We start from the raw sequence: 24,439 nt of genomic DNA, 5'->3' as shown, positions 1-24,439 counted from the left end.
TCGTCATCTATGGATGCGGCGGCCTGGGACAAGAAGTACGAAGAAACCGAGCTCGTCTGGGGCGCTCCTCCCAACGAACTGCTGGTGGAATACGCGACGGCCCTCCCCCACGGCCAGGCACTGGACCTGGCGTGTGGCGAGGGCCGTAACGCGTTGTGGCTCGCGACCCGCGGTTGGGAGGTCACCGGCATCGACTACTCGGCCGTCGCGATCGAGAAAGCCCGCACGATCGCGGCCCGCTCGCCCCGATCGGTTCTCGACCGGCTCGACTACCGATGCGGCGACGTCACCGTCGCGGATTACTCCTCCAGGAACGGGCAGGGATACGACTTGGCCCTGCTTCTTTACCTTCATCTGCCCGCACCACAACGCACCCTGGTTGTGAACCGTGCCATAAATTCTCTGAAACCTGATGGAATCCTCATGATTTTGGGTCACGACCGAAGCAACATCGACTACGGCGTCGGTGGACCGAAAGATCCCGAAATCCTTTACACACCAGAAGAATTGATGCAGGAGTTCCAAGGAAGGCTCGAGTTCGAGATCGCCGGAAATCCGCACAGACACACCGAAACGGGGATCGCGGTCGACGCGCTTGTCATCGGACGCAAATCCGGTGTTGGCAATGCAAAGAACGGCTAGTAACATGTATTAAGTTACCGACGAGTAATAAACTTCGGGCGGTACTAGGAGTGCTGGACCGCACCACCTCACTGGGAGAAGCAGAAGACATGGGCCATTACAAGAGCAACGTTCGGGACCTGGAGTTCAACCTCTTCGAGGTTCTCGGACTGGAGAAGCCACTGAGCGAAGGCGCTTGGGGCGACCTGGATGCCGACACTGTCCGCAACATGCTGGCAGAGGTCGCACGCCTGGCCGAGGGACCGCTTGGCGAATCTTTCGCCGACGCGGACCGCAACCCCCCTGTCTTCGATCCCGAGACGCACACCGTTGCACTTCCGGAATCCTTCAAGAAGTCGTTCAAGGCTCTGTGGGATGCCGAGTGGTACCGCATGGGACTGAGCGAAGAGGTCGGCGGCGTGCCGGTTCCCCGCTCCGTCGTGTGGGCCATCGGTGAGCTGATCCTGGGCGCACAGCCTGCAGCGCACATGTACCAGGCTGGACCCGCTTTCGCGGACGTGCTGTTCAACAACGGCACCGAAGAGCAGAAGAAGTGGGCAGCCACCATCGTCGAACGCGGATGGGGCGCCACGATGGTCCTCACCGAGCCCGACGCCGGCTCCGACGTCGGTGCCGGACGCACCAAGGCGATCAAGCAGGACGACGGCTCCTGGCACATCGAGGGCGTCAAGCGCTTCATCACCTCGGCCGACTCGGACGACCTGTTCGAGAACATCTTCCACCTCGTTCTCGCTCGCCCCGAAGGCGCCGGACCCGGCACCAAGGGCCTGAGCCTGTTCTTCGTCCCGAAGACGCACTTCAACTTCGAGACCGAAGAGTTCGGCGAGCGCAACGGCGTCTTCGTCACCAACGTCGAACACAAGATGGGCCTGAAGGTCTCCGCCACATGTGAGGTCACCTTCGGTGGCCACGGCATCCCCGCACAGGGCTGGCTGGTCGGCGAGGTCCACAACGGCATCGCCCAGATGTTCGACGTCATCGAGCACGCTCGAATGATGGTCGGCACCAAGGCAATCGCCACCCTCTCCACCGGTTACCTCAACGCTCTCGATTACGCCAAGCAGCGCGTTCAGGGTGCTGACCTGACCCAGATGACCAACAAGGCAGCACCGCGCGTGACCATCACGCACCACCCCGACGTGCGTCGCAGCCTGGCAATGCAGAAGGCATACGCCGAAGGCCTGCGCGCGGTGTACCTCTACACCGCAGCACACCAGGACGAGGTTGTCGCCCAGCTCGTCTCGGGCGCAGACAAGGACACCGCGTTCCGCGTCAACGACCTGCTGCTCCCGATCGTCAAGGGCGTCGGCTCCGAGCGTGCGTACCAGTACCTGACGGACAGCCTGCAGACCCTCGGTGGCTCCGGCTTCCTGCAGGACTACCCGATCGAGCAGTACATCCGCGACTCCAAGATCGACTCGCTGTACGAAGGCACCACGGCCATCCAGGCTCAGGACTTCTTCTTCCGCAAGATCGCTCGTGACCGCGGCGTCGCCCTCGCTCACGTTGCCGGACAGATCAAGACCTTCATCGACAGCGAAGCCGGCAACGGTCGCCTGAAGGCGGAGCGCGCACTGCTCGCCACCGCACTCGAAGACGTCCAGGCCATGGCTGCCACGCTCACCGGCTTCCTCATGGGAGCTCAGGAGCAGCCCACCGAGCTGTACAAGGTCGGCCTCGGCTCCGTCCGCTTCCTGATGTCCGTCGGCGACCTGCTCATCGGCTGGCAGCTCCTCCGCCAGTCCGAGATCGCTCTCGCAGCACTCGACAACGGCGCTTCCGACAAGGACAAGGGCTTCTACGAGGGCAAGGTCGCCATCGCGTCCTTCTTCACCAAGAACGTCCTGCCCGAGCTCACCGCTTCACGCGAGATCATCGCGAACACCGAGAACGACATCATGGAGATCGACGAAGCAGCATTCTGATTCGTTCCTGATTCATGAAAAGTGCCGGTCCCGAGAATGTTTCGGGACCGGCATTTTCATGCTCGGCAGTCAAGGCAATCTGTGGTCATCTGCGCTCGACGGTCGGGCAACTGATCTGTGCGGACAGTACGGACGTCGTCGGTTGTTCGCCGGGCCGTGCCGCCGTTCCTACCAGGGAAAGCGCCACGCGCCTGCGGTCCGGAGAACTGACTATTTCGATGGAATTGTCGACGCCGCCGCCGAAGGACACGAACTGTCCGCTCTGATCCGAGAACATCATCGTCGCCCCGGACTGACCTGGTTCCGGGTTTTCGTTCACGTAGACCTGCAACTGGAAATCACGCCCCGGATATTCGCCGCCGCCGTCGTACTCGTAGAAGGAACTCGTGTGCACCTCGTAGGCCCACTGGCGGTGACCGGCGGGCAGCGAATCCGCCCAGTTGTGCTCGAAACACGTGACGGATCCGGGCAGCGAGACATTGGCTGCGCCGCTCCACCCACCGGACAGGGTGATGGCTCCGTATGGCGCTGCTTCGGACTCGTGCCGATCGGAAGGCAAGGGCGGAACGGTCACGGGTCCGACATTGCGCCCGGTGAACTCGAAAAGCCTCTCGCTCGACACGAACGGGGGCGACTCGCGCTCACCGGCACAGGAGACAACCGACAGGGTGGCCATGACCAGTACCGCGCACATACCGCGTCTACGAACCGGCACTTCGACACCCCCTGTCCGTTTCCAACAGAATACATACCGTTCGGTCTTCAAGTTACCGATCGTGTCCGACACATCCCATTCGTGGGACCGCTCACCCGCTACCGATGTGATTGGGTGAGCACGAACGTCCACTGAACCAGCACTCGGTTCTTTCGAAGGCCGAGTAGATCAACAGACAGGTGATCATCGTGGTCGCACCAGAGCACGCACAACTCGATTACGCCCCTGAACTGGCATTGACCGCCACGGACTTGGCGCTCGACGGCCCATGGGGGCCGGTGTTCGGACCCGTCAATCTCGAGATTCGTGCGGGCGGTGTGACCATCCTCGAAGGCTCCGCCGGTTCAGGACGTACGTCCTTACTTCTGACACTCAGCGGACGAATGAAAGCCAGTTCCGGATCACTGTCCGTCTTCGGTCGAACGCGTCCCCGAGAGATCTTCGAGATCGCCGGGGTCGCCGGGTTCGAGGACATCGACGAGCTTGCCGAGTCCGTCACCGTCCGAGATCTGATCACCGAACAAATTCGCTGGGATGCGCCCTGGTACAAGCTCATCGGACGTGCCGGAGACCGCGAACTCGAAGCGGTGTGCGCTCCCGTCTTCGGCGATCATCCCTTACCTGCGCTCGGCCGGTACGTCAGCGATCTCGGGGAACTCGAGGCGACCCTGCTGCGTATCGCCGTCGCGAACACGAAGAAGCCGGCCCTGCTCGTCGTCGACGATCTCGAACAGGTGCGGCGCGACTCCGAACGCGCGTACCTCGTCGAGCGACTCGTCGAGATGGGGAGCTACCAGACCATCATCGCGTCGACCGTCAACCCGCTGCCCGACGGATCACCCATCGATGCCGTCGCCCTGCTCCAAGAAGTCACCAATCCCGACCAAGAAGGGGCGAGGTAACCGCGATGCTCGCTGGAATGTCTCTCGGAACCGAACTCAAGCGGTTCTCCCGCGGCGCGATGCCCAGGATCGCACTCGTCACCATCATCTTGATGCCACTGCTGTACGGCGCAATGTACCTGTGGGCCTTCTGGAATCCGTTCGGTGAGGTCAACAAGGTCCCCGTCGCACTGGTCAACACCGACCGCGGTGCAATGGTGCAGGGTCAAGAGCTCAAGGCTGGCGACGAAGTAAGCCAAGCACTTCTCGATTCCGGTGAGCTCGATCTCCACCTGGTCTCACAGCAGGAAGCCGAACAGGGAGTCTCGGACGGGACGTACTACTTCTCTCTCACTCTGCCCGAGAATTTCAGCGAGGCCGTTGCCTCCCCGACGTCCAAGGACCCCCACAAAGCTCAGTTGCAGTTCACCTTCAACGACGTCAACAACTACCTCGGCACCATCATCGGCCAAAATGCCGCCCAGCAGGTTCTCAGTCAAGTCAGCGACAAGATCGGCGCGCAGTCCGTCGAGACGGTTCTGGTCGGATTGACCGATGCGGGTGCAGGTTTGAAGCAGGCCGCCGACGGAGCACTCCAGCTCTCGGCCGGAGTGAACACTGCCAACGCCGGAGCCGGCGAATTGGCGTCGGGTTCGAAAACTCTGGCAGACAACATGGTTACCGCACGTGACGGTGCAGCCACTCTTGCCGGCGGTACAGCGCAACTCTCGACCGGTATCAATACCGCCACGGACGGTGTCCTCGCACTGACCGACGGTTTGGGGCAACTCGATCTCGGAGCCGTCCAACTGGGCGACGGCGCAAGCCAACTCAGTGGTGGCGTCACCCAGGTCGTCGACCAACTGAGCGTCCTCGGGAACACACAGGCAGACGTTGCACAACTGGTCGGGCAGGCGGTGGCCAGCCTTCGGCTGAACCCGGATCCTGTCAGCCAACAGATCGCCAATGCCCTCGCGCCTGCCCAGGACATGCTGCGCACTCAGGGTTTCGGTGAAGCGACCATGGGCCAACTGGGCGAACTCAAGAGCGGTGCACAACAACTCGCTTACCAACTCGACGATCCGTCGAGCACCTTCCGAGCCGGGCTGAATGCCGCGGCCAACGGCGGCGGTGAACTCCGCAACGGCCTGGTGCAGCTGCGTGACGGCGGTCAGCAAGTCAACGACGGCGCGCAAACCCTCAGCAGTGGACTGGTTCAACTCACCGACGGCAGCGTCCAGCTCTCCGATGGTGCAGCCAAACTCGCCGACGGCACCGAGCAACTCCGTGCCGGGTCTGCCGAACTCGCGACCAAACTCACCGAGGGCGCCGGTCAGATTCCCAGTTGGACCGATCAGCAGCGAACCGCAACCGCTCAAACCCTCTCCAGCCCGGTCGAACTACAGGAGACCTACGAGAACCGGGCAAGCACCTTCGGTACCGGTTTTGCTCCGTTCTTCCTGCCCCTCGCGCTGTTCGTGGGCGGCATCATCACCTGGATGCTGCTCAAGCCGCTCCAGAACCGGCCCATCGCAAACGGACTCGGCGCGCTGCGAGTGGTCCTCGCCTCGTACTGGCCGGCATTGCTCATCGGCATCTGCCAGGTGATCGTGATGTACCTGGTCGTGCACTTCGCCGTCGGCCTGCACCCCACACACGCCCTCGGCACCGTCGGATTCCTGATGCTCATCACTGCCACGTATATGGCGTTGATCCAGGCATTCAACGCCATCTTCGGAGTATCCGTCGGACGCGTCATCACCCTGGCGTTCCTGATGCTGCAACTGGTTTCGGCCGGCGGCATCTATCCCGTCGAAACCACCGCGAAACCGTTCCAGATCATCCACCCCTTCGACCCGATGACCTACGCGGTGAACGGGCTACGACAACTCACCGTCGGCGGTATCGACTCGAGACTGTGGGTCTCGATCGCCGTCCTCGGCGGCCTTCTCGTCGCCTCACTCGGGGCCAGTTCACTTGCTGCACGCCGAAATCGGCAATGGACCATGGACAGGCTGCATCCGCCGATCGAAGTCTAGGTCAGGGTCTCCGGCCAAGGCTCCACGGTCAGCGCAGGCCATTCCCTGCGCCACCGTGCCGCCTTGGCCTCGTAAACCTCTCTCGGCGCCAGCACCGGGTTGGGGCGGACGATCATGTCGAAAAGATCGTCGTATCCATGCGGGGCATACACGTCCACAGTGCCGCCCGCGGCCTTGGTGATCCCGAAACAGCAAGTTGTGGAAGCGAAGTGGTCGATAGCGTCGCGGCAACTGGTGAACGGAACGCCGGGAATCCCGAAATGCTGCTCGTACCACAGGTGCACGCGGGCTTCGTTGCGTACTTCGACATCGGCATCCACATCGGCGAACAGTTCTGCCGCCGAACGAATCACACGGTCCTCCGCGTCGTAGCTCAGATCGCCGGCGTCGAAATAGAAGAGGTCGTAGTCCTTGATTCCGGCGCCGAGGTCACGGCCGTCGATGTGATTCCAGACGGTTTGGAAGAGCCCACCCGCCGTCAGGTACCACTCCGACAATCCCAGCTTCGGCGCCCGATCCACGATCGTTGCGACCACTGGATTGGCCAGGGAGATCTCGAGAAATCGTTCACGCATGCTCGTCAGCCTCTCATATGACAAGTAAACTTGACATCATGTGACAAGTATTCTTTACTTTTCCCATGACTGGAAAGGCCGGCGACAACAACGTGCGGGAGCACCGACGCCTCGCCGGCCTCACCCAGGCGCAACTGGCCACGGCAGGTCAGGTGAGCAGACAGAGCATCGTCTCCGTCGAACGCGGCGACTACGCACCGAGTGTCTACCTGGCACTTCGCCTGGCACTGGCACTGGGGACCACCGTCGAAGCGCTCTTCCCCTTACCCGAATCGGCACTCACCGCAGAAATTCCAGAGGAGACGGCATGAGCACCATGATGAAGGCAATGCGGTTCGTCGGAGATCTGGACGACGACTTCTACAAGGACGAGCGGCAGCGCGACGTCTGGAACGAAGCCTCGGCGGTGGGATTCCAATTCGCCTATTGGATCACGTTGATCGCAGCGGCAATTCTGCCGTGGGTTGCCGGACGCACCGGCGCATGGATTTCAGTGGGACTGATCATCGGATGGTTTATCTGCTCGATGGTGGTGCTGCGGTATGCGCAGGCTCACGACGTCGACGCCTACACAAGCATGAAGGGTCTGCCGCCCCGAGTACTCATGGCTGGGTCCGTCTATCTGATCGCATTGATCGGCGTCGTCGCCCAACTCGTAGCTCGACCGGGCGACGGAATCTCGACTTGGGCCGGCGCTGGAGTCGGTGCACTCGTCGGCGTCACAGCCGCCGTCCTGGGCGTAAAGCGCCACCAGCAGCGCGCCAAGCGACGCGAAGCGGCCGAAGAACTTCTCTGAATTCCGGAAGTCTGCCCAGCACAACGGAATCCATAGAGTTGGTAAAATCGTGCCGGGTCCTCCGATCGCGAGTAACGTCGAAACGGTGAGCACTCGCCTCGGATACCAGATGCCCAACTTCAGCTACGGCGGTCCGGTCAAGGACCTCTTCCCCACCGTCATAGCGCAGGCCCGCGAAGCCGAAGCCGCAGGCTTCGACACTGCATTCGTGATGGATCACTTCTACCAACTCCCCGGAATCGGAGCGCCGGACGCCCCGATGCTCGAGGCCTACTCCGCGCTCTCCGCGCTGGCGACGGCCACCGAGACCATCCAGTTGTCTGCACTGGTCACGGGAAACACCTACCGCAATCCGCCCATGCTCGCCAAGACCGTCACCACCCTCGACGTGGTGAGCGGCGGTCGGGCCATCCTGGGAATCGGCGCCGGTTGGTTCGAGCTCGAACACAATTCGTTCGGATACGAGTTCGGAACGTTCACCGAGCGCTTCCAGAAGCTCGACGAAGCACTGCAGATCATCGCGCCGATGCTCCGCGGTGAGCGCCCCACCTTCGACGGCAAGTGGTACCACGTCAAGGACGCCATCAACGAGCCTCGAGTCCGCGACGACCTGCCGATCCTGCTCGGCGGTGGCGGTGAGAAGAAGACGTTCGGCCTCGCCGCTCGCTTCGCGGATCACCTCAACATCATCTGCGACCCCTCGGAACTGCCGCGCAAGATGGAAGCACTTGCGGCACGCTGCGACGAAGCCGGTCGCGATCCCGCAACCCTCGAGACCAGCTTCCTCACGTTCATGATGATCGACGAGGACGGCGACAAGGCTCGCGCGCATCAGCGAACGTTTCTCGCGGAGCGTGGCCTCGACATCACCACGGCGCCGGAAGACGTGGTCGCCAAGGCCACCGAACGCCATTTCGTCGGCAGCCCGGACGACGTCGCCGAGCAGGTTCAGACGCGCATCCTCGACCACGGCATCGACGGCGTCGTGATCAACCTGATCACCAACGGCGAAGAGCCAGGCATCGTCGACCTCGCGGGCCGCACCCTCGGCCCACTCGTCGGCAAGTAGTTCCCTACTCGCACTTCACGATCGGCACCGGGTCGTACTTGACGGTCCGGGTGTTCGAGGAAATCTCGGCGCCACTCGCGTGGTCGGTGATCACGCGGGTGTCGCTGACCGTGAATCCGGGCGCACCGCTCGAAGCCACACAACCAGGCCCCTCCGGCAACGTCACGGTGTTCGGCGACGTCGGCGACGTACGCGGGCCGGTCGTCGAAGCGACATCGACGGTTTTGGTTCCCCAGATCCGAACGGTGATGTTCGACGACGTCGCAATCGTCTCGATCATCACGCCGGTCTTCGCCGGATTACGGAACTGCAAGTCGATCGCTCCATCGAAGATGGTCGCCTCACGCGCCTCGGGGTACCGCGAGATGTAGTAACTGTGCTCGGTGTGCGCGACGTCGTCCATGCCTGCGAAATACGTCGCGTTGTAGAGCGTCGTCGCGAGCTGGCTGATACCGCCGCCGACAGCCTTGTCCGGGCGACCATTGTTGATGATCCCCGACTCGACGTATCCCTGAGCCGCACCGCGCGGACCCGTGTACTCGTTGAGCGAGAACGTATCCCCTGGCTTGATCACGGCCCCGTCGATCTCCGATGCGGCCAGGCCGATATTCACACCAGACGCGTATTCGAAACCACCGGTGGTGAATTCGCCGATCACCTCGTTGATGCCGAGGGCATCCGCGGCTTCGGTGGTCAACGCCGGCGGGACCGGTCCGTACACGGCGGGCGTTGCCCGAGAAGCCGTGCTGCCCAGCAGAACCGGAAGTTCCTTGACCGTGTCCGGCCAGTTGATCAGATCACCGACAACACCCGGCACAACCGACGGCTTACCACCGGCGAAGGTGAACGACGCGTCCTTGGGTTGTACTTCAGTCGATACCAACTGCGGAGTCAGAATCTTGATCGCAGCATCCGTGTTGTACTGCGGAGTCAGCCCACCCGAGCCGTCAGGTGTGAAGGTCAGAACCTCACCGATCTGGTCGACGCCGAGCGTCGCAACCTTGCCGTCACGGCCGTTGACCACGACATCACCCGAGGCAGCCGGAATGGCAATCTCCTGCAGTGCGCGATCGACACCGGCCTGAGTGACCGTCACCGGCACCTCGTCGACTGGAAGATCGACGACGCCACCGTCAGACCACTCCGCGGCGAAGGTTGCGCCCGCCTGCTGCGTTTCGAGAGCCTGCCCGGCGGCAGGTGAAACACCCGTCGCCTTCCCACTCTCGAACACGACTGCGCCTTCGACGGGCGCACGATCGCTGTTCGCCGCAAGCTGCGACATCGAGGCATCCAACGCACCCTGGTCGACCGTCGACACCACGGGCACCTCGCGGGAGCCGAAGAACGACGTGATGCGGGTGATCGGGTTGATCGGCTGAGCGTTCACGCCCGAGAGCGTCGCCGACCAGTCGACGTCCACACCCGCAGATGCGGGAACGATCTCGGCATCGACGCCGCCGGCATGTACCGCTACCGGTTCGACGAGCCTTGGGCCGAGTTCGGCGCGCAGCGTGGCCTCTGCGTCGGCAGGCGTGAGATCACCGATGTCCACCCCGGCGACCTGGGTGCCGCGTGGTGTCTTCCCCGACGACGTGAAGATGTCCACTCCGTAGGCAATCACTGCGACGGCAAAGATGGCGCCGAGTGCTATCGCTGGTTTGACCCACTTACGGGAAGAAGCCGGAGCGGGCGCTTCTGGCTGTTGTTGCGGTGCTGGTGGTGCAACTGCCTCTGGTTCGCGGACAACAGGCTCGTACTGCTGCTGGATGGGTTCGAATTGCTGGGTGTCGTACTGCTGCACGAACTCGGGACGCGGCGGCTTCGGGGGAACCACCACTGCCGGGGGCTCGAACTGCTCTGTCTGCTCGTCGATGGTTTCTGTCGCCGGAGCCGAGTCGACTACTTCCGTCGGCGGTGCGCCCTCCGCTGGGACGACTGGGATGACGGTGGTGACCTCGTTTGCCGATTCGTCGATGGCCGGCTCGTCGAATGTTGTCTCGACGTCGGTCGGCTGGATTACTGCTTCGCCGACTGTCGCTTCTGTGGAATCGATTGCGTCTTTGTCGACAGGCCTTGGTGCTTCGGCTGGTTCAGGTTCTACTGATTCAGCCTCGACAACCGCCTCGGTGTCCTCAGTGGCCTTGGGTTCCTCGACCGACTCGGCCTCTTCGACCGCCTGAGGTTCCTCGACCGCCTGAGGTTCCTCGACCGACTCGAGTTCCTGTTCCGGGAGGGACGAGTCCTCGCTGTTCGTCTTCTCGACGGACGGACCCTCTTCGTCACTCACCTGTTGGCTCCTCGCTGCATCAACCGTCGCTGCGGCGCTCACCGACAACTCAATACAGGATATCCGGACATACGAGAGCCCCGCGCTGCTGCCAGGTCGGGGGTCAGGCAGCAACACGGGGCTGTCATGAATATCGGTAGCTATTCTGCAGCGTTACACGCCTGCGCGAAAAAGTTTGCAAAGAGTTCGGGGATCCGGCCACCCCTCGTGGCCGGATCCCCGATTACGCATCCCCTCGCGACGATCACTGCAGGTGAGCGCAGTTTTCAGTCGCGTGGGGAGATTGTGGAGCGGTTACCGCTCGATAATCGCCGTGACACCCTGGCCACCGGCCGCACAGATCGAGATCAGACCGCGGCCCGAACCCTTCTCCGCGAGCATCTTTGCGAGGGAAGCCACAATACGTCCGCCGGTTGCCGCGAACGGGTGACCTGCAGCCAAGGACGATCCGTTGACATTGAGCTTGCTTCGGTCGATCGATCCCAATGCGCCGTCGAGGCCGAGGCGTTCCTTGCAGTACTCGTCGGACTCGAAGGCCTGCAGGGTTGCCAGAACCACCGAAGCGAAGGCTTCGTGGATCTCGTAGTAATCGAAGTCCTGCAAGGTCAGACCGTTGCGGGCCAGCAAACGCGGAATCGCGTACGTGGGAGCCATGAGCAACCCGTCTTTGCCGTGGACGTAGTCGACGGCAGCGGTTTCGGAATCGACGAGGTGCGCCAGAACCGGAAGGTTGCGCTCGGCTGCCCACTCGTCGGTGGAGAGGAGCACTGCAGAAGCGCCGTCGGTGAGCGGCGTCGAGTTGCCTGCCGTCATCGTCGCGTCGCCGAGCTTGGTACCGAAGACGGGCTTGAGCGTCGACAGCTTCTCGACGGTCGAACCGGGACGGAGGTTGTCGTCGCGGGTCAGGCCGAGGAACGGGGTGACGAGGTCGTCGAAGAAGCCGCGGTCGTAGGCAGCCGCCATGTTCTTGTGGCTGGCAGCGGCAAGTTCGTCCTGATCCTCGCGCTTGATGCCGAATTCCTTGGCGGTGATCGCAGCGTGGTCACCCATCGACTTGCCGGTGCGAGGCTCGCCGTTGCGCGGAATTTCGAGGCCGAGCATGCCCGCACGGACGTTGCCGAGCAGCTTGATGCGGTCGCCCGTGGACTTCGCGCGGTTGAGGGACAGCAGGAACTCGCGCGCCTGATCGTTGACGCCGATCGGGGCGTCGGACGTGGTGTCCGTGCCGCCGCCGATGCCGGAATCGATGCGGCCGGCCGAAATGGCGTCGCCGACGGCGATGATCGACTGCAGTCCCGTGCCACACGCCTGCTGAAGGTCGTACGCCGACGTGTACGGGCTCAGCGCGCTGCCGAGAACGGACTCGCGAATGAGATTGAAATCACGGCTGTGCTTGAGCACCGCACCGCCGACGACCATGCCGAGCTTCTCGCCCTGCAGATTGAATCGGCTCACCAGACCGTCGAGCGTCGCAGTGAACATGTCCTGGTTGGACGCCTGTGCGTACGCCTTGTCCGAGCGTGCGAACGGAATGCGATTTCCGCCGACGATCGCAACCGGACGGCGCTGACCTGCGGACTTCGCAGCGGCTGCGGCCGGTGCGGTGCGCGGTGCGGCGGGCTTTGCGTTTGAACGGGCTTTGCTTGTCACTTGCGTCTCCAAGGATGGTGCGATTACCTGTTGAAGACTATTCTTACTCAGTAGTAAGTTACTTGTCTATCGCCGCATTCTTCCGATTGCCCGGTGAGAGACAACCCGAAACACAACAGAAGGTAGGACCGTGGCAGCCAGCAAGGGAGCTCCCGACCTCTATTCACAGTTCCTCTCGTCCGCCCCCGGCGCATTCATCGCGTCGAAGGCCGGCCTGCCCAGGCCCGAGAACCTGCGTCGCTACAAAGCAGGGGAACCCGCACTCGCCGGACCTGTCCTCATCGGCGGCAAGGGTCGGCTCGCAGAACCACTTCGCGTACTGCTCTCCGACTACCCGGCGGCTCAGGCACACGACAGCAGCTTCGGCGGACTCGTGTTCGACGCCACCGGAATCACTCAGGTCAGCGAGCTCGAGCAGCTGTTCGAGTTCTTCCAGCCCGTGATCCGCAACCTCGCACCGTCGGCTCGCGTCGTCGTTCTCGGCACGACGCCGGAAGAAACGTCGAGCGTCGACGAGCATGTCGCGCAGCGCGCGCTCGAAGGCTTCACCCGCAGCGTCGGCAAGGAGATCAAGCGCGGCTCCACCGCTCAGCTGGTCTACGTCTCCCCCAAGGCGTCCACCGGACTGTCCGGCGTGGAATCGACTCTGCGCTTTCTCCTTTCGGCAAAGTCCGCCTTCGTCGACGGCCAGGTCATCGTCGTCGGTGCTGAAGATTCCGTCGCGCCCGCAAGCTGGGACAAGCCGCTCGAAGGCAAGGTTGCCGTCGTCACCGGCGCAGCCCGCGGTATCGGCGCCACCATCGCCGAGGTCCTGGCACGCGACGGCGCACACGTGGTCTGCGCTGACATCCCGGCCGCCGGCGAAGCACTGTCCGAGACCGCAAACAAGGTCGGCGGCACGTCCCTCGCCCTCGACGTCACGGCGGCCGACGCAGCCGAGGTCCTCGCAGCTCACCTCCTCGAGCGTCACGGCGGAGCCGACATCATCGTCCACAACGCCGGCATCACCCGCGACAAGACCCTCGCCAACATGGACGAGGGCCGCTGGAACATGGTCATGAACGTCAATCTTCTTGCACCGCAGAAGATCACCGAGCACCTCGTCGAGAAGGGCGCCCTCAAGGAAGGCGGCCGCGTCGTCGACGTCTCCTCCATCGCCGGCATCGCGGGCAACCGCGGCCAGACCAACTACGGCACCTCCAAGGCCGGCGTCATCGGCCTCGTACACGCCGAAGCTCCCGTCCTGGCGAAGAAGAACATCACCATCAACGCCGTCGCACCGGGCTTCATCGAGACCGCCATGACCGCAGCCATCCCCTTCGCCACCCGCGAAGCCGGCCGCCGCATGAGCTCGCTCCTGCAGGGCGGCGAGACCGTCGACGTCGCCGAGACCGTCGCATACTTCGCCAGCCCGGCCTCCAATGCCGTTACGGGACAGGTCGTTCGCGTCTGCGGCCAGAGCCTCCTGGGCGCATGATGGCAACAAAGACCGTCGCGCTCACCGAGCAGCCGAAGACCCTCGACATCTACTCCCGGGCGGTACTGGGATTGTTGCCGTGGAACAAGTCCAACTCGCGCTCGGTGCCACAGCAGACCTTCACCCTCACCGGACTGAAGGTCGACACCGACAATCTGGCGGCGTACTGCCGCGTGACCGGACTGCGATTCGGCGACACTCTGCCGATCACGTATCCCTTCACCTTGGCCTTCCCGACCGTGATGAAGCTGATGGTGTCGAAGGACTTCCCCTTCGCCGCCGTCGGCTCAGTTCACGCCGAGAACGTCATCGAATCGCTGCGGCCCATCTCCGTCAGCGAACCGCTTGACCTCTCGGTGCATGCCGAGAACCTGCGTGAGCACCGCAAGGGCCTGCTGATCGACGTGATCACCGAAATTCGGGTGGGACGGGAACTGGTCTGGCGACAGACCTCGAGCTTCCTGAACCAGCAGAAGACCTCCCTGTCCGGCCAGCCAGGTCCGGAGCCCAAGGCCGACGAGGTCCCGCCGATGCCGATGAGCACCATCCGCGTCGACCAGACCACGATCAGCAAGTACGCCGCCGTCTCCGGCGACCGCAATCCGATTCACGTCTCGTCTCTGGGCGCCAAGGCTTTCGGTTTCCCGAAGACCATTGCTCACGGAATGTGGAGTGCCGCGGCAGTTCTGCGGACCGTCGAGGGGTCCGTCGCGGACAAGGTCACCTACAGCGTGCGTTTCGGCAAGCCGATTCTGCTGCCGGCGACGCTGAATGCCTACGTCGACCGCACCGACGACGGCTGGGATCTGTCGCTGCGTCACCCGAAGAAGGGTTACCCGCACGTCACTGCGACGCTGCGCTGACCTGAGTTTTGTCGGGTTTCCCCCCCACCCCAATTGAGCGAACGTACCTTTCGGCGCCTTGGATGCGCTGAAAGGTACGTTCGCTCAGATTGGCTTGGGGGGGCTATTCGGACTTCTTCTTGCCCGACAGACCGCGCCACGCGAGGGATTCGAGTAGATCCGCTGCGGCATCCACTTCGATTTCCCCACCCGCGACCCGGTCGGCTACCGCCTCACCGGCGCCGACGAGCGCAATGGCGATGATCCCGTAATCGTGCGCGGCATCAGGATCCTTGGTGCTGGACTCGAGCAGATGCGCAGTCAACTCGATCAACCGATCGCGGCTGGACTGCACGGTTCCCGCAAAAGCCTGCTGCCCGACGGCCTGACGGTAGAGCACCATCCACGACTTGCGGTTTGCGCCCACGAACCCGAGGAAGCCCTCGAGAGCGGCGCGCAATTGTTCACGCGGAGTCAGGTTCGGCGCGCCGGCCGGGGCGAGCGCTTCGAGGAAGCGGAGCCCTTCACGATGAATGCACGCCGCGAACAGCTCTTCCTTCGAGCCGTAGTACAGGTACAGCATCGGCTTCGAGATCTCGGCTTTGGCTGCGATGGTGTCCATCGAAGTTTCGTGAAACCCCCTGTCGGAGAACACGTCCACAGCCGCGTCGAGCATCTGCTGCTCACGCACTGCGCGTGGCAGTCGCTTGGTACCGCCGGCCATGCTTCCTCCAACCACAGGGTAAATGTCGATCTTACTCTACGGTAAGATTGTGCGTCGAATCCTGACTTCGACTCAGCAGGTCACGGCGCCTTTGGCAGTGGCAACTGTGACCACGGCCTGATCGACCCGCGCCTGCGGAAGCTCACCGGACGCGACGGCCTGCTCGAGATGGTCGAGCACCCGCGGAACGTCGTCGGTTGTCAGCCACAATGCCTGATCGACTCCAGCCACCAGCGCAGCCTGAACCGCGTCGGCAATATCGTATCGGTCGGTGATCGCCTGCATTCCGCTGAGGTCGTCGGTGAATACCGGGCCGGTGAACGGCGCTGCGCCGTAACCCACTCCGTCGCGAAGCAACGCGACGGCGGCGGGGCTGATGCTGGCAGGGGTACCGGGCTCGGTCAGACCGGGAACCTCGAGGTGACCCATCATGACGCCGACTCCGGTTCCCGACAGCTCCCGGAAGGGAATCAGGTCCGACGCGATCAGATCCTGTAGCGGCGGCGTTGTCACCTCGCCCCGGTGCGAGTCACCCGACGCGCTGCCATGCCCGGGAAAGTGCTTGATCACCGGGAAGATTCCGGCATCGCGCATACCCTGCGCGTACGCACCGGCGTAGGCAACCACGGTCTGGGGGTCGTCGGAGTACGAGCGGTCCCCGATCACGGAGTCGTCGGGTTGGCTGCTGACATCGACGTCGGGGGCGTAGTTGACGGTGATCCCGAGATCCTTCAACCCACGTCCACGCTCGAGTGCCATCTGGTACGTCTGTTCCACTGTCATGGTCTGCGCCGTTTCTCTGGCCGACGGATCGGGCCCGAGGATGTCCGCGACGCGGGAAACTCGCCCACCTTCTTCGTCGATCGTCACCATCAACGGCAACTTCGACGACGAAGCAACCTGCGGCACTTCGCGATTGGTGAGCATCGACTGATCGGTCCAACTTCCGACGAAGATGCCGCCGATCTCCTCGTTCTGCACTATCGACAACGCGTCGTCGGTCCCGGTGACGCCGACGTTGAGCAGCTGGGCAAGTTTCTGACGCAGAGACAGTGAAGCCACAAGGTCACTACCGCACGACGCGGCGACGGGCGCGGAGCTGGATGCCGCAGGCGTCGACGTGATCTCGGAGGTGGTGCTGGTCGGGGCGCTCGAAACCGGATCGGCGGTCCCGTTTTCGCCCGAGCATCCCGCAACCAACCCTCCGCATAAAGCAATGGTCGTCGCAGCCTTCAGAAACTTGATCCGCATACCTCGACCGTAACGGACCCGGTACCCATACACTCCCTCACGGGCACATCGGGACGGTAGCCTGGAAGAGAACCGATTCCCCCGCTGACGAGGAGGTCGTGATGCCACAAGGTCTGATGCTCATCGCGTACGACGGTTCCGACAACGCCAAGCGTGCAGTCGACTATGCGGGGCGTTTCCTCTCCGCCAATCGTGCTGTTCTCGTCACTGCCTGGGAGCCGATGGTTCGCCAGGCCGCTCGCATGTCCGGCCTGTCCGGGGTGATGCAACCGGAGTGGGTTCCCGACGACGACGTCGAGGACATCGCGTACACCGACGCCAAAGTCACCCTCGCCGAGGGCGTCGCACTGGCCGAGGCCGCAGGCCTGACCGTCGAAGGCAGAAGCGCCGAGTGCCGATCCGCGATCTGGTCTGCAATCTGCGAAACCGCAGACGAATTGGACGTCGACATCATCGTGACCGGCACCCGTGGCACTACGGGTTTGCGGTCGCTACTGCAGAGCAGCGTCGCGGATCATGTTCTGCGTCACAGTCATCGGCCGGTGTTGATCGTCCCTCCAGGGAAGTGACCTTCGCGCATTCCTGATCCGTGGCCGACTAGTGTCGAAACCACCATGGACGGTTTTGTTCTCTCGCGCCCCGATCACAGCGTGGTCACCCGCGGCGTACGACGCAGCTTCGACAGCTCCGACGCGGCCACCCACGCTCTGTCGGCAGGTACGACAAAGCTGATCGTCGGAGCGCTCCCCTTCGACCCCGCTGCCGCAACGGCGTTGTACGAACCTGCCGAGGCGACGATCGCGTCGCGGCCGTGGCAACCGCTCGATCCCCAGGCCCTGCCCACGACCCGGGTTGACCGGGAGATCCCGTCGTCGTCGGAGCATCGTCGTCGAGTGGAAAAGTTGATCGGACGCCTCCGCAGCGGAGAGATCGACAAGGTTGTCGCGGCTCGCACTGTGGAACTTCGCACGCAGACCCCGATCTCCCCGACCGCGCTCGCCGCACGCATGGCGGCGCTCAATCCCGTCGCCAACACCTTTGCCGTCGACCTCTCTGCTGCGGGAGCCGAATTCGAGGGCCACAGCCTGGTCGGCGCGACGCCCGAAGTATTGGTCAGTCGACGCGGGCGCGTCGTGACGTGTCGCCCGTTGGCCGGGACCACAAAGCGATCCGCCGACGCCGATCAAGACCGCGAGGCAGGCGAAAGCCTTCTGCATTCGACGAAGAATCTGGCCGAGCACGCCTTCGTGACGGCGTGGATCCGCGAGGTCCTGCAACCGATGTGCAGCGATCTGTCGGTGCCGGTAACTCCCGAACTGACCAATACTCACGAGGTCTGGCACTTGGCCAGCCCGATCCGCGGCACGCTGCGAAACGACACCACTGCGCTCGACCTCGCCATCGCTCTGCATCCGACGCCCGCGCTGTGCGGAACACCCACCGACGCGGCACTGAAAGTCATCCGCGAGACCGAGGAGCCTCGCCGTTTCTACGGCGGCGCCGTGGGATGGTGCGACGAGGCCGGTGACGGCGATTGGGTGGTTGCCATCCGCTGCGCCGAGATCAGTGCAGACGGCCGCAACGCCTGGGCCAGCGCGGGTGGTGGAATTGTCGCCGAATCGGATCCGCAGGACGAACTCGACGAGACATCTACGAAACTGCGCACTCTGTTGACCGCGCTTGGTGCCGAAACCCTCGACTGACCAGCACGTCACGAGGGTAATCGTCCGGATTCTCGAGTGCGGGTGATACCTTGACCCGAGCAGTTCGTACGGGCCGGTAAGTCCGTCCGACCGCGAACGACCGACTAACGACCAATTGGGAGATCCGCGATGACGAAGTTCCTTGTCCCCGGTGTGGCCAGCGCTGTCATCGGTGCCGTTCTGGGTGCCGGCGTCATCTTCGGTGTCACGGCCGCCGCGTCGGACAACACTCGTCCCGAGATCGACCGCAGCGGAAACGCAGATTCTTCCGTGCTGAACCAGGTTGAGTACGGCAGCCGCTGAGAGCGCAGGCCTCGCGAGTTCCCGTTCTTCCGCCGACGCAGCGGTGTCTTCGGTAGACACCGCCCCGTCGGCAGAGCCCCTGTCGAAGCGGTGGCTGTTCGGCGCCTCCGTCGTAGCGTTTCTTCTCACTTTTCTGCAATCGCCGGGTCTGATCACCGCTGACACCAAGTACGACCTGACGCAGAATCCGTTCGGTTTTCTCGAACGCGCGTCGCATCAGTGGAGTAGTCAGGCCCCGCTCGGCCAGGTTCAGAACCAGGCCTACGGATATTTCTTTCCGCACGGGCCGTTCTTCGCGCTCGGTGAGTTGGCGAACATTCCACCGTGGATCACCCAGCGCATCTGGTGGGCGCTGCTCCTGATCGCGGGTTTCTGGGGCATCATCCGCATTGCCGAGGCTCTCGGTATCGGTAGTCGTAGTTCACGCGTCATCGCAGCGGTTGCCTTTGTTCTTTCTCCCCGCGTGCTGACCACGCTCGGTTCGATTTCCTCGGAAACCCTGCCGATGATGCTGGCGCCGTGGGTGTTGTTGCCGGTGATTTTGGCCTTCGGCCCTGTGCGTGGAAAAGGAGTCCCTGGACTCCCTAACCACTCACGGGGGTTGAGGCGGTTAGCCGCACAATCCGCGCTTGCCGTCGCGCTCATGGGTTCGATCAATGCCGTCGCCACTGCCGCGGCCTGCCTGGTCGCGATCATCTGGTGGCTCTCGCACAAACCCAACCGAACATGGCTGACGTTCACCGCGTGGTGGGCGCTGTTCGTCGCTCTCGGCACGCTCTGGTGGATCGTGCCGCTACTTCTGCTCGGCAAGATCAGCCCACCGTTCCTCGACTACATCGAGTCCGCCGGTGTCACCACGCAGTGGGCGTCGCTGGCCGAGATACTTCGCGGCACGGACAGTTGGACCCCGTTCGTCTCCCCCGAACGCATTGCCGGCGCCGTCCTGGTCACCCAGCCCGCAGCAGTTGTCGCCACCGGTCTGGTTGCCGCCGCCGGCCTCGCCGGGCTCTGCATGCGGTCCATGCCTGCTCGCGGCCGGCTGACGCTCATCCTGTTCGTCGGTATCACCGGCCTGGCCGCGGGATACGTTGGTGAACTCAGCTCGCCGGTGTCGGAGTCGGTACGCCTGTTCCTCGACTCGGCGGGCGCGCCGCTGCGCAACGTCCACAAGCTCGAGCCGTTGGTCCGTCTGCCGCTGGTGCTCGGACTCGCACACCTGCTGGCCAAAGTGCCACTACCGGGATCGGTTCCACTCGCCCGATGGCGCCGCGCGTTCGCCCATCCCGAGCGCGAACCGATGGTCGCACTGACCAGCCTGATCCTCGTTGCCCTCACCCTCTCCACCGCCTTGGCCTGGACGGGAAAGCTCGCTCCCCGCGGTGCGTATCCGGACGTCCCCTCGTACTGGAACGAAGCAGCGCAGTGGCTCGAGGACAACACCTCCCCCGGGTCGGAAGCCGAACGTGCCCTGGTCGTCCCGGGAGCGCCCTTCGGCAGCCAGGTCTGGGGTCTGACGCGTGACGAACCGCTTCAGGCTTTGGCGAGTACGCCGTGGGCGGTGCGTGACTCGGTCCCGCTGACCCCTCCCGGCGCGATCCGAGCGCTCGATTCGGTGCAACGTCTCATCGCCGACGGACGGCCGTCGGACGGTCTCGCGCAGACCTTGCTTGGGCAGGGCATCCACTACCTGGTGATGCGCAACGACCTCGACGGCGAAACGTCGCGATCGGCCAGGCCGATACTCGTGCACCAGGCGGTCGAAGGCTCGCCGGGGATCGAGCGAGTCGCCCACTTCGGTGAAGACGACAGCCCCGAACAGATCGAAGGGCTGGTCGCGGACAGCGATCTGCGTCCCGGTTACCCGGCGATCGAAATCTTCGAGGTCACCCCGCCCGACGGCACCCCGGCGGTCAGTGGCCCGTACTCCGTCGACCTGAACCAGGTTCCGCGTGTACAAGGTGGGCCGGAATCGTCTGTACGACTTCACGAAAGCGGGCTGGTTCCGGGGACCGGGCCGATGATTCTCGCCGCCGACGCCGAAGCTGCGGGACTGCCCGTCGATTCTGTCACCGTCACCGACACACCGCGCGATCGAGAAACCGATTTCGGTCAGGTCGACAACCACAGTTCCGCCCTTCGCACCCCTGACGACGCTCGTCGTACCTACAATCTGGTGCCCGACTACCCGGTTGCGAACACGCCTCTCGCGGAAGGCCGTTGGAGCGGAGCTTCGATCACCGTTTCCAGCGCCGCCTCCGACGCCACCCAGCTGGGCGGCACTTCACCGTCGAGCAGTCCCGCGTCGACGGTCGACGGCGATCCGGCCACCGGCTGGTTCAGCAACGGCATCGAGCGCGCACTGGGCCAGTGGTTGCAGATCGACTTCGACACACCGATTTCCAGTGGGTTGCTTCATCTGACCACCAGTGCCGCGGCAATCGGAGCTCCCGTCAAATGGCTCGAGGTCTCGACACCGAACGGCAGCACGGCGGTGAAGGTGGAGCGTCCCGGTGAGCCCATCACCGTCTCGATCCCGGGCGGCAACACGCCGTGGGTACGCGTCACAGCGACTCACACCGAAAACGGATCTCCTGGAACACAGTTCGGCATCAGCGAACTCTCCGTCGAAGACTTCTCCGATCGCAGCGCGCCGAAGACCGTACCGATCCGTTTCGACACAGTCCTGCCGAGCACGCCGACGGGCGCATCTGTGAACGCGTGGAACCTGAGCCAGGAGTTCCCCGGCCGCAACGCCTGCGCCGACTCGACGGACCGCGTGCGGTGCAGCAATGCATTCATGGCGATACCGGAAGAGCCGAGCCGCTTCCAGCGCACGCTCACGGTGGCCGAAAACACAGTCGTTGCACCGACACTGACTGTCCGAGCGCGTCAGGGCAACGCTCTCGAAGACCTGCTTTCCGTCCCCGGCCGAATCACGGCTTCGGGTTCGAGCGACATCGGCGACACACGCGGATCTGCCTTCGCTGCCACCGACGGCGACGCACGCACCACGTGGTCGGCGCCGCAGAGCACCACAGAACCGGGCGGCCCGAAACCGACGCTGACTCTCAATCTTCCCGAGCCCACCCTGGTCACCGGCCTGGACATCACCCGGGGACTTGGCACTCTGCCGTCGCTGCCGACCAGTGTCGCGGTGAATCTCGGCAACGGGCCGCAGGTGCGAGAGCTGCCCGAACCCTCGGACGACACGCCTCGAACCAGTCGAGTTACTCTCGCCCCCTTCGTCACCGACAAGATCGTCCTGAGCATCACCGCTTGGGAACCGGTCCTCGATCAGACGGCGCTCGGCTTCGCCCAGGCGCAGCCCACCGGCCTCGCCGAGGTCGGCGTCGTCGGTGCCGACGGAACCCCGATCGCCGGTTCCGGAGTGCAGGGCGCAGAATCATTCGACAACCGCACCGTCACCGTCACCTGTGGCGACGGCCCGACCATTTCGGTTGCCGGACAGCAATTCCCCACCTCGATCACGGCGACGGCGACGCAACTTCGGACCGGCGCACCCGTCGAGGCACGTGTGTGCGGTCTGGACGCTTCGGCGACTTTGCCGGCGGGACAGCCTGAAGTGGTCGTCGAACCAGGCCCCGCATTCTCGGTCGACAATCTCGATCTGACGGCGGTCGGTCCTTCAGCCGCGCAACGGAATACACCGCTCGAATCGACCGCGTGGACGGCGAATCACCGCGAACTCACCGTCACGAGCTCGTCCGCCGATCAGCTGATCGTCAATCCCGAGAGCACCAGCATCGGTTGGATCGCCACGGCGCCGGACGGTTCCGAGCTGACGCCGGTGGTCGTGAACGGTTGGCAGCAGGGCTGGATCGTGCCGGCAGGCACCGCGGGAACCGTCACCATCGACTTCCCCAGCGACCGTTGGTACCGCCTCGGCATCTTCGGCGGGCTCGTGTTGCTGATCCCGCTGTTGTTCGCGGCTCTTGTCCCCACGCGCCGAGAGCCCAAGCCCCTCACACCACCCCGACCGTGGCGCAGCGTCGCGGCAGGATGGGTGGGCGTGCTCGCGGCGGCCACCGTCATCGGCGGCGGAGTGGGAGCGGCGATCGCAGTCGTGTGCTCGATCCTCGGACTTGCCGCGCTGCGAATCTTCGGCCCGGCTCGGACCGCACGCATTCTCGTCGGCACCGCCGGCGTGGCCGCGATGATCGGCATCACGCTGCTCTCGACCGGGCCGTGGCGGGCACCGGGCGGCTATGTGGGCGATTCGTTCGCGATTCAGTTCTCGATGTTGGTGGCCTTGGTCGTGACCGGGTTGGCCGCGTTGCCCTTTGCCGGTTCACCGATGTGGCGGCGCTTCTCCCACCGCGTGACCGCGACGCGCGCCGGTTCCTCCACCAAGGCGTAACTGGCCGAGGCCACAGCGACGCTCAGGACGACCGTGAGGGCCAGAACGTAGAAGAAGCTGCCCGAGAACGGAACTATGCCGAATACGGGGAACACAGCGTTCAGTACGGCCAGGTGCCAGATGAACAGGCCGTAGGACCAGCGTCCGATTGCCAGCGCCAAAGGACTGGCCAGGAACCGATGCTGCGATTGATCGCGCAGAACCAGTGGCGCGATCAACGAGAAGCTGATGATCGCACCGAGTGCAATCTTGATCGCGTACTGCCACGGCTCGGGCCGCACCAGACCTTCGGGCCCGGCCAGATCAGTGCACGAGAGAACGAAGGCGATAAAGGCAATGAGGGTCAGGAGTACCCGACGGTGCGCGAGGCGATGCACCCATGTCGACGGGCCCACTGCCAGCTCGGCCAGCACCATGCCGGCGCCGAACCACGGCAGGTAGCCCGGCAACCAGTTGTCGTGGTGGATAGCGTCCGGCGTCGGAATCGGAATGAATGCCCACGTCAAGGCCAAGACCGACACCCCGAGCAGAAGCGGCAGCCGGAACCGGACCGAGTTTCCTCGTAGTCGGACCATCAGATACGCGAAAAGCGGCAGCAGAACATAGAACGCCACCTCGACCGACAGGCTCCACATCTGCGTGAGGCCCTCGGTGAGTGTCAACGGCACGAAGACCTGCGCCAACCCGAGATTCGCCAACCACACTTGGTAGCCCCCGCCGGCTCCGGGCAGGAACAGCAGGATCAGGACCACTGCCACCCAGTACGCCGGCAGAATGCGCGTCGCGCGGGAGATCCAGTACCGGACGGTCGACTGCGGCTGCCCGATTCCGCGAGCCTTTGCCGCGTGGGGGCGCCACAGGAGAAATCCGGACAAGGCAAAGAACACCGCTACGGCGAGATCGAGTCGACCGAACGCGCGCCCGATCGCACCGGACTGCGCTTCACCGGTCTGGAACGCGACATGGGTGACGAGGACGCCGAGCGCGGCCAATCCACGCATACCGTCCAAAGCCGGAACGAAGCCCCGAGCCTGTGGCGGGACCGTCTGAGAGGAATTCGTGGAACTGATCATCACGGATAAGTGTGCACCCCAGGCCGATTGAGGGAAACCACCAGGGACTCACAACAAAATGCCTGGCCAATTCATGCCCTCATGCGACAAACCGGGCCGGTGGACTGTT

Annotated in this window: 19 protein-coding genes and 1 pseudogene; 13 read left to right on the top strand and 7 right to left on the bottom strand. The window is 63.8% G+C overall.

Features of this window, described 5'->3' with window-relative positions; all coding sequences use genetic code 11:
* The first annotated feature begins 9 nt into the window (after nucleotides 1–9).
* Both FEZ59_RS05250 and FEZ59_RS05245 read left to right on the top strand, forming a co-directional pair.
* A complete protein-coding gene (locus FEZ59_RS05250) occupies nucleotides 10–642 on the top strand; it encodes a class I SAM-dependent methyltransferase (protein ID WP_172932332.1) in 633 nt (210 codons plus the stop codon).
* 89 nt (nucleotides 643–731) lie between these two features.
* Nucleotides 732–2,567, top strand: a complete 1,836-nt coding sequence (locus FEZ59_RS05245; RefSeq protein WP_020906438.1) for an acyl-CoA dehydrogenase — start codon at nucleotides 732–734, stop codon at nucleotides 2,565–2,567.
* 85 nt (nucleotides 2,568–2,652) lie between these two features.
* On the opposite strand, the gene FEZ59_RS05240 is transcribed toward FEZ59_RS05245, so the two are convergent.
* Nucleotides 2,653–3,282, bottom strand: coding sequence for a hypothetical protein (locus tag FEZ59_RS05240; RefSeq protein WP_244891399.1), 630 nt, complete (start codon nucleotides 3,280–3,282; stop codon nucleotides 2,653–2,655).
* A 179-nt stretch (nucleotides 3,283–3,461) separates the two neighbouring features.
* Between FEZ59_RS05240 and FEZ59_RS05235 the strand changes: the two genes are divergently transcribed.
* Nucleotides 3,462–4,184 carry an ATP-binding cassette domain-containing protein gene (locus tag FEZ59_RS05235; protein ID WP_019747147.1) on the top strand — a complete coding sequence of 241 codons (723 nt, stop codon included), beginning with the start codon at nucleotides 3,462–3,464 and terminating at the stop codon, nucleotides 4,182–4,184.
* A gap of 5 nt (nucleotides 4,185–4,189) precedes the next feature.
* Nucleotides 4,190–6,202, top strand: coding sequence for a YhgE/Pip domain-containing protein (locus tag FEZ59_RS05230; protein WP_019747146.1), 2,013 nt, complete (start codon nucleotides 4,190–4,192; stop codon nucleotides 6,200–6,202).
* On the opposite strand, the gene FEZ59_RS05225 is transcribed toward FEZ59_RS05230, so the two are convergent.
* Nucleotides 6,199–6,777 (bottom strand): nucleotidyltransferase family protein, encoded by a 579-nt coding sequence (locus FEZ59_RS05225; protein ID WP_172932331.1) that lies wholly within the window; start codon nucleotides 6,775–6,777, stop codon nucleotides 6,199–6,201. The two genes, FEZ59_RS05230 and FEZ59_RS05225, sit on opposite strands and share 4 nt — an antisense overlap.
* 65 nt (nucleotides 6,778–6,842) lie before the next feature.
* On the opposite strand from FEZ59_RS05225, the gene FEZ59_RS05220 reads away from it, so the two are divergent.
* The 3 genes from FEZ59_RS05220 (at nucleotide 6,843) to FEZ59_RS05210 (ending at nucleotide 8,642) form a co-directional block, all read left to right on the top strand.
* Complete coding sequence (locus tag FEZ59_RS05220; protein WP_019747144.1) at nucleotides 6,843–7,088, top strand: helix-turn-helix domain-containing protein; 246 nt, start codon at nucleotides 6,843–6,845, stop codon at nucleotides 7,086–7,088.
* Complete coding sequence (locus tag FEZ59_RS05215) at nucleotides 7,085–7,573, top strand: hypothetical protein (protein WP_021343067.1); 489 nt, start codon at nucleotides 7,085–7,087, stop codon at nucleotides 7,571–7,573. The genes FEZ59_RS05220 and FEZ59_RS05215 overlap by 4 nt, the downstream gene beginning before the upstream one ends.
* 85 nt (nucleotides 7,574–7,658) lie before the next feature.
* Complete coding sequence (locus FEZ59_RS05210) at nucleotides 7,659–8,642, top strand: LLM class F420-dependent oxidoreductase (RefSeq protein ID WP_024487540.1); 984 nt, start codon at nucleotides 7,659–7,661, stop codon at nucleotides 8,640–8,642.
* Nucleotides 8,643–8,646: 4 nt separating this feature from the next.
* Here the strand turns inward: FEZ59_RS05210 and FEZ59_RS05205 are convergent, their stop codons facing one another.
* Both FEZ59_RS05205 and FEZ59_RS05200 read right to left on the bottom strand, forming a co-directional pair.
* Nucleotides 8,647–10,929, bottom strand: a complete 2,283-nt coding sequence (locus FEZ59_RS05205; protein ID WP_172932330.1) for a VanW family protein — start codon at nucleotides 10,927–10,929, stop codon at nucleotides 8,647–8,649.
* 294 nt (nucleotides 10,930–11,223) lie between these two features.
* Nucleotides 11,224–12,579 carry an acetyl-CoA C-acetyltransferase gene (locus FEZ59_RS05200; RefSeq protein WP_019747140.1) on the bottom strand — a complete coding sequence of 452 codons (1,356 nt, stop codon included), beginning with the start codon at nucleotides 12,577–12,579 and terminating at the stop codon, nucleotides 11,224–11,226.
* Nucleotides 12,580–12,709: 130 nt separating this feature from the next.
* On the opposite strand from FEZ59_RS05200, the gene FEZ59_RS05195 reads away from it, so the two are divergent.
* Together FEZ59_RS05195 and FEZ59_RS05190 are read left to right on the top strand one after the other, a co-directional pair.
* A complete protein-coding gene (locus FEZ59_RS05195; protein ID WP_003945596.1) occupies nucleotides 12,710–14,056 on the top strand; it encodes a 3-oxoacyl-ACP reductase in 1,347 nt (448 codons plus the stop codon).
* Nucleotides 14,056–14,919, top strand: a complete 864-nt coding sequence (locus tag FEZ59_RS05190) for a MaoC/PaaZ C-terminal domain-containing protein (protein ID WP_172932378.1) — start codon at nucleotides 14,056–14,058, stop codon at nucleotides 14,917–14,919. Before FEZ59_RS05195 ends, FEZ59_RS05190 begins: the two co-directional genes overlap by 1 nt.
* Nucleotides 14,920–15,022: 103 nt before the next feature.
* Here FEZ59_RS05190 and FEZ59_RS05185 read toward each other — a convergent pair whose 3' ends face one another.
* Both FEZ59_RS05185 and FEZ59_RS05180 read right to left on the bottom strand, forming a co-directional pair.
* The gene (locus tag FEZ59_RS05185) at nucleotides 15,023–15,622 is read right to left on the bottom strand and encodes a TetR/AcrR family transcriptional regulator (protein WP_003945885.1); all 600 of its coding nucleotides are present in this window, start codon (nucleotides 15,620–15,622) and stop codon (nucleotides 15,023–15,025) included.
* 72 nt (nucleotides 15,623–15,694) lie between these two features.
* Nucleotides 15,695–16,873, bottom strand: coding sequence for a glycoside hydrolase family 3 N-terminal domain-containing protein (locus tag FEZ59_RS05180; protein ID WP_172932329.1), 1,179 nt, complete (start codon nucleotides 16,871–16,873; stop codon nucleotides 15,695–15,697).
* Nucleotides 16,874–16,974: 101 nt separating this feature from the next.
* On the opposite strand from FEZ59_RS05180, the gene FEZ59_RS05175 reads away from it, so the two are divergent.
* The 4 genes from FEZ59_RS05175 (at nucleotide 16,975) to FEZ59_RS30385 (ending at nucleotide 23,257) form a co-directional block, all read left to right on the top strand.
* Complete coding sequence (locus tag FEZ59_RS05175; protein WP_003945900.1) at nucleotides 16,975–17,442, top strand: universal stress protein; 468 nt, start codon at nucleotides 16,975–16,977, stop codon at nucleotides 17,440–17,442.
* A gap of 45 nt (nucleotides 17,443–17,487) precedes the next feature.
* Complete coding sequence (locus FEZ59_RS05170) at nucleotides 17,488–18,576, top strand: isochorismate synthase (protein ID WP_172932328.1); 1,089 nt, start codon at nucleotides 17,488–17,490, stop codon at nucleotides 18,574–18,576.
* A gap of 129 nt (nucleotides 18,577–18,705) precedes the next feature.
* Complete coding sequence (locus FEZ59_RS05165) at nucleotides 18,706–18,879, top strand: DUF2613 domain-containing protein (protein ID WP_003945488.1); 174 nt, start codon at nucleotides 18,706–18,708, stop codon at nucleotides 18,877–18,879.
* Between the two features lie 43 nt (nucleotides 18,880–18,922).
* Nucleotides 18,923–23,257: an alpha-(1->3)-arabinofuranosyltransferase family protein gene (locus FEZ59_RS30385; protein WP_172932327.1), complete on the top strand. Its 4,335-nt coding sequence runs from the start codon at nucleotides 18,923–18,925 to the stop codon at nucleotides 23,255–23,257.
* Here FEZ59_RS30385 and FEZ59_RS05155 read toward each other — a convergent pair.
* A pseudogene (locus FEZ59_RS05155) lies at nucleotides 23,215–24,330 on the bottom strand (acyltransferase); the annotation flags it as partial. The gene FEZ59_RS30385 and the pseudogene FEZ59_RS05155 overlap by 43 nt on opposite strands.
* Between the last annotated feature and the right edge of the window lie 109 nt (nucleotides 24,331–24,439).

It is taken from the genome of Rhodococcus sp. MS13, assembly GCF_013277835.1.
Taxonomy (GTDB): Bacteria; Actinomycetota; Actinomycetes; order Mycobacteriales; family Mycobacteriaceae; genus Rhodococcus_F; species Rhodococcus_F erythropolis.
The sequence above is the reverse complement of the archived record's forward strand: the minus strand, read 5'-3'. Positions and strand labels throughout refer to the sequence as shown.